The sequence below is a fragment of the Acinetobacter sp. YH12239 genome, from assembly GCF_013417635.1.
In the GTDB taxonomy this organism is placed as follows: domain Bacteria; phylum Pseudomonadota; class Gammaproteobacteria; order Pseudomonadales; family Moraxellaceae; genus Acinetobacter.
The window spans coordinates 1-8780 of the sequence record NZ_VPDP01000036.1 but is presented as its reverse complement, the minus strand read 5'-3'; the positions used below and the strand labels follow the sequence as shown (position 1 = coordinate 8780).

General features: G+C 35.7%; 6 protein-coding genes and 2 pseudogenes. 3 read left to right on the top strand and 5 right to left on the bottom strand.

Annotation, left to right across the window (positions count from 1 at the left end; all coding sequences use genetic code 11):
* A partial coding sequence (locus FTV17_RS15060; protein ID WP_180000646.1) for a BapA prefix-like domain-containing protein occupies positions 1 to 1081 on the bottom strand: 1081 nt, incomplete at its 3' end.
* A 323-nt stretch (positions 1082 to 1404) separates the two neighbouring features.
* Between FTV17_RS15060 and FTV17_RS15055 the strand changes: the two genes are divergently transcribed.
* Together FTV17_RS15055 and FTV17_RS15050 are read left to right on the top strand one after the other, a co-directional pair.
* A complete protein-coding gene (locus FTV17_RS15055) occupies positions 1405 to 2475 on the top strand; it encodes a putative zinc-binding metallopeptidase (protein ID WP_180000644.1) in 1071 nt (356 codons plus the stop codon).
* Between the two features lie 78 nt (positions 2476 to 2553).
* A pseudogene (locus FTV17_RS15050) lies at positions 2554 to 3316 on the top strand (3-oxoacyl-ACP reductase).
* Positions 3317 to 3406: 90 nt separating this feature from the next.
* Here the strand turns inward: FTV17_RS15050 and FTV17_RS15045 are convergent.
* The 4 genes from FTV17_RS15045 to FTV17_RS15030 form a co-directional block, all read right to left on the bottom strand.
* Positions 3407 to 4300 (bottom strand): LysR family transcriptional regulator, encoded by an 894-nt coding sequence (locus FTV17_RS15045; RefSeq protein ID WP_092766282.1) that lies wholly within the window; start codon positions 4298 to 4300, stop codon positions 3407 to 3409.
* A gap of 164 nt (positions 4301 to 4464) precedes the next feature.
* A complete protein-coding gene (locus tag FTV17_RS15040; protein WP_180000642.1) occupies positions 4465 to 5736 on the bottom strand; it encodes a DcaP family trimeric outer membrane transporter in 1272 nt (423 codons plus the stop codon).
* 83 nt (positions 5737 to 5819) lie between these two features.
* Positions 5820 to 7190, bottom strand: a complete 1371-nt coding sequence (locus tag FTV17_RS15035; RefSeq protein ID WP_180000640.1) for an MFS transporter — start codon at positions 7188 to 7190, stop codon at positions 5820 to 5822.
* A gap of 386 nt (positions 7191 to 7576) precedes the next feature.
* Positions 7577 to 8491: a LysR family transcriptional regulator gene (locus tag FTV17_RS15030; protein ID WP_035270297.1), complete on the bottom strand. Its 915-nt coding sequence runs from the start codon at positions 8489 to 8491 to the stop codon at positions 7577 to 7579.
* Between the two features lie 114 nt (positions 8492 to 8605).
* Here FTV17_RS15030 and FTV17_RS15025 point away from each other — a divergent pair.
* Positions 8606 to 8780: pseudogene (locus tag FTV17_RS15025) on the top strand (muconate cycloisomerase); the annotation flags it as partial.

Here is an 8780-nt window from a genome sequence, read left to right as displayed (position 1 = left end):
CAACGAGTTGTAAAGCTTCATTAATTTCTTGTTGAAGTGCATCACGTGTTTCATCAGTATATTTCTCTGATTCGTCTGCTAACTTTGCATTGTCATCAAGTTTCTTTTGAAGTTCTTTTGCCTTCGTTTCAAGCGCAAGTAAATCCGCTTCTGTAGCAGGCATATTTTCAAATTCTTGCTGTGATTCAGTTTTTAGATTATCAACAGCATTATTTAGTTCATCACGAGCGTTGTTTACATCATCAATGCTTGGCTTATCACCAATATTGTTATTAAAGTCATCTACAAGCTTTTGAGCTTCTTCAATTTCTTTTTCTAATTCTGATTTAGTTTCATCAGTATATGGATCATTTGGATCTTCATTTTCCAACTTATCCTTTGCATTTTCCAAATCAGCTTCAAGATTATTAATTGCTTCTTCTAATTTAGCAGCATCTTTAGCTTCTTGATCTTTTAAAGCATCTTCAACAATAGCAATTAAATCATCAGCCGTCTGGTCAAGTAATTCTTGACTTGATTCTGGGTCTTTTAAAACAGCTTCTGCATCATTAATAGCATTTTCAACTCGCTGTTTTTCATCACCATCCAATTGATTTAATGAATTTTTAGCATCATTGATTGCATCAACTAATTTGCTGAGATCTTTGGAAGGTTGTTTTGTATCACTTGATCCATTAGCTGCATCAAATACAGCAACGCCAACTCCAACTGCACCTAGTGCAAGTGCACCACCAGCTAACCAATTATTTAAGATTGTAGCGCCAGTTCCAGCACCACCTTCTAGTAACGCTTCTATGCTTTCTAAAGGATTGTATTCTACATTTTTGAAATCAAGAACAAACATCTCAGTATTTTGGTTACGGAAAACTAAATCAGATGTTTCATAATTGAAGTTTTCTAGGGTTATTGTTTCCCCATTATTAAGTTTAATAATGACCTGATTATCATTCACAATCAGCTCTTGAACATCTTCAGGAGCCACGTCGATCATTACAACTGAGTCTTCAACAATTTTAATTATATTGCTTTCTGAAGTGATCGTATTATTCAAGGTTTTTTTTGAGATAATCTGAGTTTGCATATACAAAATACCCATAGATTTAAAGAAATTATACTTGATAGCATTAAACGATCATTTAGTTTTCTAATCAAGATTTTTTTAGATTAAAAATCATATATTTCAATATATTGTGATTTGCATCACACTATTTTTTAATAAAATTGATTTTATTTTATACAGTAACTAAATGATCTTAATTATACTACTATTTACAAATTCAATACGTTGATTACTTATTGTTCATCATTTTTGTTGCTTTTAATTTTCATTATTTAATTTCAGAAACACAAATTTTTTTTTTTGAAAAAAGCAATGGTATAATCTCAAAAAAATGAATAATTTTTATGAAATATTTTTCTTGCGCGCAGTGCAATCGGCAAATCTTTTTTATGAATTCTACATGTACTCATTGTGGAATTAATTTAGGATATGTTGTAGAAGAAAAAGAAATGGAAAGTTTCCATAAACATACTAGTCAGTTGTGGAAATCTATTAATCCCAAATTCAAAAATAAACTCTATAAACCCTGTTTTAATTATTTGCATCATCATGTATGCAATTGGATGATTCCTGCAGAAAGTTCTGATATTTACTGTGACTCTTGCAAACTAACCTCTATTATTCCAAATTTAAATAATCCTGATCACACCATCTATTGGAGCAGATTAGAGCATGCGAAGCGTCGTTTCCTTTATATGATGCAACAACTAAATATCATGCCAAGACCAAAAAAAAATGATCAAGATCAATTTGGACTTAGATTTAATTTTTTGATGCCCGAACCAGATCTTCCTGTTTTAACTGGGCATGCTCAAGGTACAATTACATTAAATGCAAGCGAAGCAGACGTCGTATACCGCGAAACAACCCGAATAAAAATGGGTGAAAACTATCGAACCCTACTCGGTCATTTTCGCCACGAAAGCGGGCATTACTATTTTGATCTCATTCAACAGCTTCGACCAGATCTCATTGATGCGTTCAGAGTAATGTTTGGAGATGAACGACAAGATTATGCTGAGGCTTTAAAGCGACATTATCACGAAGGTCCACCCATAGACTGGCAGAAAAATTTTATTAGTTCCTATGCGAGTGCTCACCCATGGGAAGATTGGGCAGAGACTTGGGCGCATTATTTACATATGATGGATACCTTAGAAACAGCATATTATGCGGGTCTGAGTGTTCAATCTAAACGTGCTGATCTCCCAAGTATGACGATCGAAGAAAATCCGATTGGTGCTAAAAACTTTGAAACTGTTTTACAAAACTGGTTAATCATCACTTTTAACTTAAATGCACTTAATCGAAGTATGGGTTTAGATGATGCATACCCATTTACGCTATCAGATAAAGTCTTAGACAAGCTCAGATTTATTCATCACAAACTATTAGAAATTTCATTTCAAAAATAAATATTTTTGCTTTATCAAAGGTTGAAGTTACTTATTATTTAAATACAATCTTCACCAAGTCTTAATGATTGTGTGTAAATGAAAATAAACGAACAGATTGTACTCGTTACAGGTGGGGCACGAGGCCTTGGCTTTGGCTATTACCAAGGCATTATTGAGCGAAGGCGCTCGTGTCGTTGTCAATTATCATAGTAGTCATGAGTCCGCTAAGACATTAAAACTTTCACATCCTGATCAAGTTTTTATTTATCAAGCGGATATTACTGATGCAGATCAAGTTTCAGAAATGTTTAACGCTGCCAAACTGCAATTTGGTGAAGCTATTCATTCAATTGTGAATAATGCACTCGTTAGATTTAAATTTAACGGGGATGCAAGACCAAATATTTCACAAATACAATGGAATGATATGCACACTCAGTTTGAGGGTGCTGTCAAAGCTGCCCTTAATACCACTCAAGCCGCTTTAGCCGACATGAAAGCCAATCAATTCGGTCGAATTGTGAATATAGGAACAAACTTGGTGCAAAATCCTGTTGTGCCATATCATGACTATACTACTGCAAAATCTGCCCTTCTCGCATTGACGAGAACATGTGCTCATGAATTAGGTGTGTTTGGAATTAATGTCAATATGTTGTCCGGTGGATTACTTCAACAAACTGATGCAAGTAAAAGCACGCCACAGGAAGTTTTTGATTATATTGCTTCCGCCACCCCCTTGCGTAAAGTAGTCACTCCTGATGAGTTTGCTTCAGCCATTTTAATGTTTTTGTCACCGTACTCCAAAGCTGTCACTGGTCAAAATTTAATAGTGGATGGCGGTTTAGTTAAAAATTAATAACGATGCTTAGAGCTTAGGCTATTTTTTATTTAAGGAATAGCCTACCTCTATAACCCCAATCGCTTGCTCATAGAGTATTTATGAGTGTTATTTTACAAGGATTTCATGAAACATATGTCTTAGCCATTGATGGCTGGTCTTATGATGACAGGACATATGCCAGTATTGTTTAACACCATATGTCGGGAAAGCAATAGGTGCATCAAAGATTTTTAAATTTCCTCGTGATAATAAAACTTCGCTCAAATAATAAGGCACTGTAGCAATCGCATCAGTTTCTTGAACAACAAGACCAACACCAAGATAACTTGGTAATCGCATTAAAATATTTCTTTTAAGTTCAAGGTTTAACAGCTCATTTTCGATGTGGTAATGCCCCATTCCCGCATCAATATCAATGTGTGATTCTGCCAAATACTGCTCTTTGCTGATTGAATCTCCCGTTAAACGAGGGTGGTCTTTTGCTGCAATTACAACATAATATTGTTCAAATAGTTTTTGTTGATAAAAGCCATTTTCCAAATGAGGCAGAAATCCTAATGCAAGATCAATTTCACCATTAGCCATTTGATAACTTGTTTCAGAAGTTATTGGACGTACATTTAATCTGACATGAGATGCTTTTGCTTTGAGATATTGGGAAATTTTAGGCAGTAGTACTAAATGCGAAACATCGGTCATCGCCAAGGTGAATTGTTGATCTGAAATAGCTTCATCAAAATCAATCGTGAAATTATTAATCGCTTCAACTTTACTCAATGCTTCACTGACTAATGGGAATAATTGCTTTGATAATTCCGTAGGGATCATTTCATTCCCAATTCTTAAAAAAAGTGGATCGTTATAATGTTGTCGAATTTTATTAAGAATATTACTTACAGCTGGTTGACTCATCTGCAATTGCTCAGCAGCAACTGAGACACTTTTAAATTTATAAACATGAAAAAAAATACTGAGTAATTTGCAATCTAATTCGTACACGAAACGCGCCTTCTCCTAGTAGATGAGAATCTAAAGTCAAATAAGATCTCATAGTACTTTTATATTTTTATTTTTTCTAGGATCTATTCTGACATTCTCTACAACCATCCCATAAAAAAAGAGCGAAAAATCGCTCTTTTTATCATCATTCAAGTTTGAATAATTTAGAAATTATAAATTGCTACAGCACTTACACGATTATCCTCACCTGTATTAGAACCATTTGGTGCAGATACTACAGCTTTACGCTCACCATACACATATTCCAACCCAAGGCTAATCGGTTTGATTGGGCTATAGAATGCATTGAACCAACCTTGCCAAAGCTCCTTATTGATCTCTGTCAGATTTACTGCACCACCTCGATAAGCATTTGTCACATCTTGATTCATATAACCAAAACCAACAGTTCCACGCCATTGAGGATTAAATTGTTGCGTTAGACCTATTGTAATCGAGTCAAATTCATTCTCATCTAAAATTTCACCAGATGAGTTACGGCTGATACCAGGATTCGTCCATGAAACGAAACTGCTATCTCCTTTTACATGATAGTAGTCAGCTTTCAGTGTAGTTGAAGGAGCTAACTTGTATTGCAAACCTAGTCCTACGCCCCATGCAACGACTTCATCAACCTCTGTTTTCTTTTCATTGACCATGGTACGTAAACTGAGTTTAGCATCATCATTTAATTGATGATTCAATCGCGCTGTGACTGCAGGTGTACGCATTTTAGATAATCCATCTTTTGGATCTTCTGCTGCAAGGACCAAGCCTGTTGCAGGTGCTAAACTCATACTATAACGAACTTGAGGTGTACGTTTTACAGCACCCCCCACATAACCTAAGGCATCAATCGTTTCAGGCATATAGTCTGGCACAGCAAAGTTAGACCAAGTTTGACCAATTAACCATTTATCGTAATTCATATAAGCATGACGTATACGAAGATTATCTAATCCAGCTCCACCCAAAAAGTCGACTTCAACTTTACCTGAAACTTTTTTATCATTAATTTGACTATGAATATCCAAACCTAAACGTGTTGCTGATAGAGTCGACTTAAGCTGATCACTCGCCTCATTATTACCGGCTAAAGGAACCTTATTAATATTATTATATAGGCGATCTAACCCACTACCTTCAGCTTGATATGAAGCATCTAGACGAACATTTCCATAAAAATTAAAAGTGGTATCTTTACCAACATTTAATTTTGGTTGTGGTCTAACTGATTCTGTCTTTAATGTCTCAATCGATTTTGCCTGCACAACAGCATTCTTCTGTTGTTGTTCCATCATTGATTTAAGTGCTTCGATTTCTTGACGTAGTTGCTCTATTTCAGACTGTTGTGGACTATTCGCGTATGCTGCAGTAGATGTTAAAACAGCTAATGAGATTAAACTTAAAGTAAAAGGTTTGTTTGAAAAGATCATCCTAATCTCTCTTATCCTAAAAAATGGTTTAAAAGTCTAAATAACAGCCACCTTCTGGCAGCTGTCTTATTTATAAAGAATTTTTACTGAGTTTGTTCTACGACTTTAGAAGAGTGTACAGATTCTTCCTGAGCAATTTTACCATCTACTGAATTTTTCAGATTCACCATGAAAATTGCTAAGGCTGCAATCACACCAGGAATTGCGATGACCAAGAAATTCATTTGGTGCGGAAGTTCCATGGTTAACAAAGCACCGGTAAGTACTGGACCTACGATTGCACCTATTCGACCAATACCAGATGCCCACCCCATACCAGTTGAACGAACTGTTGACGGATAATATTGTGCGACGAATGTATAAAGTAGAATTTGTGAGCCAATCGTTGCAGCGCCCGCGATTGCAATTAGCGTATACAACACGATTTGTGGACTATTAAAGCCGAGAAGGATAAGTGCAAGTGCACCGCACACGAACATAATTGCAAGTACTTTTTTGATGTGGAAACGATCTGCAAGATATCCACCACCAATTGCACCCACCATACCACCGATATTTAATGCAAATAGGAAGATCATACTTGCACCAAGCGAGTAACCCGCTTGAATCATAAGTTTTGGCAACCAGCTTCCTAAAGCATAAACCATAAGTAAACACATAAAGAATGCGATCCAAAACATGAATGTACTAAAGGTACGACCTTGCTGGAATAATGCTTTTAAAGGAGCTTCATCACCTGCTGTGACTTCATCTAATACAAATTGAGTGTCAGCAGTAATATTTTTTTCAGGTGCGATTTTCTTTACATTAATTCGCACTTGCTCTGTTTGGTTTTTGTTGGTCAGGTACATCAAAGATTCTGGTAGGAATTTCCAAATCAACGGCAATGCGATTAAAGGCAATACAGCGATATAGAACATAATTTTCCAGCCATATTGTGGAACTAACCAAGCACCTAATAATGCTGATGTCATACCACCAATTGCATATCCACTGAACATAAGGGCAACTAAAGTACTTCTAATTCGCTTAGGTGCATATTCAGTCATTAAAGCAACAACGTTAGGCATTACACCGCCAATACCTAGACCAGCAATAAAGCGTAAAATACCAAATTCAGTCGGATTTGATGCAAATGCACCCAAAAATGTAAATCCACTGAAGATTGCCACACAAATCATAATGGTTTTTTTACGACCAAGCTTATCTGATAATGTACCAAATGACATAGCACCGAACATCATCCCGAATAAAGCTGTACTTGCTAACAATCCAGCTTGTACTGAAGTTAATGCCCATTCCTGCATTAATAAAGGTAATGCAACTCCGTAAATGACAAGATCATAACCATCAAAGATAATGATCAATAAGCACCAAAACAATACACCCCAATGAAATGGTGTGAACTTAGCATCATCAATCACACGATTGATATTTAATTTGTTTGCTTCCAAGGTTGCGCCTCCTGCAAATAAACTCTCCAAAAATATGACGCAACATTGACTTAAAGCTGAAAAAATGTCCAAAACCGAATATATCTATATATATACCTTCAAGGTCTGAATAATCTTGAGGGCTCATTTCTAGTATGATTGAATAAAAATTAGACGAATAATTACTTAGAAAAAAAATTCTTTGAGAATTTCTAATTTGAATTTTTTATTGCAACCTAGTTTTTCTTTAAAGTTAAAATTATTTGTTTGAAATTTATCAAAAAAAATTAAGCCCCTTTTCGGGGCATAAGCTAAAGTCGTAGTTATTTTGAGTATTTAAGATTTTAGATTGCTATTTTTTATTCAATAGCTTTAGACCTAAGTCTAATTATTGTATTAGACCCTATCTAAATTAAATTTCTATCATATTTAATTGCTTCTAAATCATACACTTGGTAAATACAATCTATTAGAGACATGATGTCCTCGCTCTCATCTAGATTACGTATCGTCATAAATACTGGACTTACTGCAGTTTCATCTAAAATTGGAATGTAAAGCAAATGGGATAGCTGAATTGATTTCGCACTTTCTGGAACAATACAAATACCTTCACCAGCTGCAACCAAACCAAGAGATAGCTGAATTTCTCGGACCAAACGTATATTTTTAGGTTCTAAATTATATTCTGCAAACAAGGCTTGGACTTGAGTTGCAAAGCTAGGGGTTGTATGACTAGGGTATAAAAAAATATTTTCGTCAGAAATATCAGATAGATAAACACCTTCCTTTTTTAAACTTAAAGGATGACTCGCATGCACTGCCATCATTAAGCGCTCTTCACGAAGCAAAATTCGCTTCAATGCTGGATCTGAAATTCTAAGCCGCCCAAATCCAACATCAATCTTCCCCTCTTTGAGTGCTTTAACTTGTTCTAACGTGGTCATTTCAACAAGTTCAATCTTTAAGTGGGGTTGCTGCTGCCTATATAAATATACAATTTTAGAAAGCAGCCCATAAAGCAGTGACCCGACAAACCCCATTGTTACTGTACGTTCAACTAGACCTATACGCTTTGTCATAGACTTAACTTCTTCAGCATTGGCAAGTAATTTCACTGCGTGCTGATAAAAGAAATAACCGGCTTGTGTTGTTTTTAATGGACGGCTACCTCGCTCAAATAAAGCAATGCCAAGCTCTGATTCCAAATTTTGAATTTGTCTACTTAATGGTGGCTGCGCGATAAATAACTTTTCGGCTGCTTTTGTAAAACTTTGTTCTTCTACCACTGCGACAAAATATCGTAGATGTCTAAGCTCCATGACTTCCATACCTTTTAAATATATTAAAATGCAAAAATGATCTTCGACTCTATTTTTGCATTCTTTTAAGGTATACCACATGAAATACACAATGCAAGAATGCGTAGAGTGGAAATGATTACATCAGTTGAAACCTTGCTCGTTGAAATCCCGACGATCCGTCCACACAAGATGGCGGTCGCAACGATGCAAACTCAAACCTTAGTCCTCATTAAAATCGAAACTTCGGATGGTTTCATTGGTTGGGGCGAAGCGACCACCATCGGTGGCTTAGGCTATGGTGAAGAAA

What these genes read in the sequence shown, in the direction of transcription:
- FTV17_RS15030 (WP_035270297.1), bottom strand. Translation starts at nt 8,491, where the DNA reads ATGGAGCTTAGACATCTACGATATTTTGTCGCAGTGGTAGAAGAACAA.
- FTV17_RS15055 (WP_180000644.1), top strand. Translation starts at nt 1,405, where the DNA reads ATGAAATATTTTTCTTGCGCGCAGTGCAATCGGCAAATCTTTTTTATG.
- FTV17_RS15040 (WP_180000642.1), bottom strand. Translation starts at nt 5,736, where the DNA reads ATGATCTTTTCAAACAAACCTTTTACTTTAAGTTTAATCTCATTAGCT.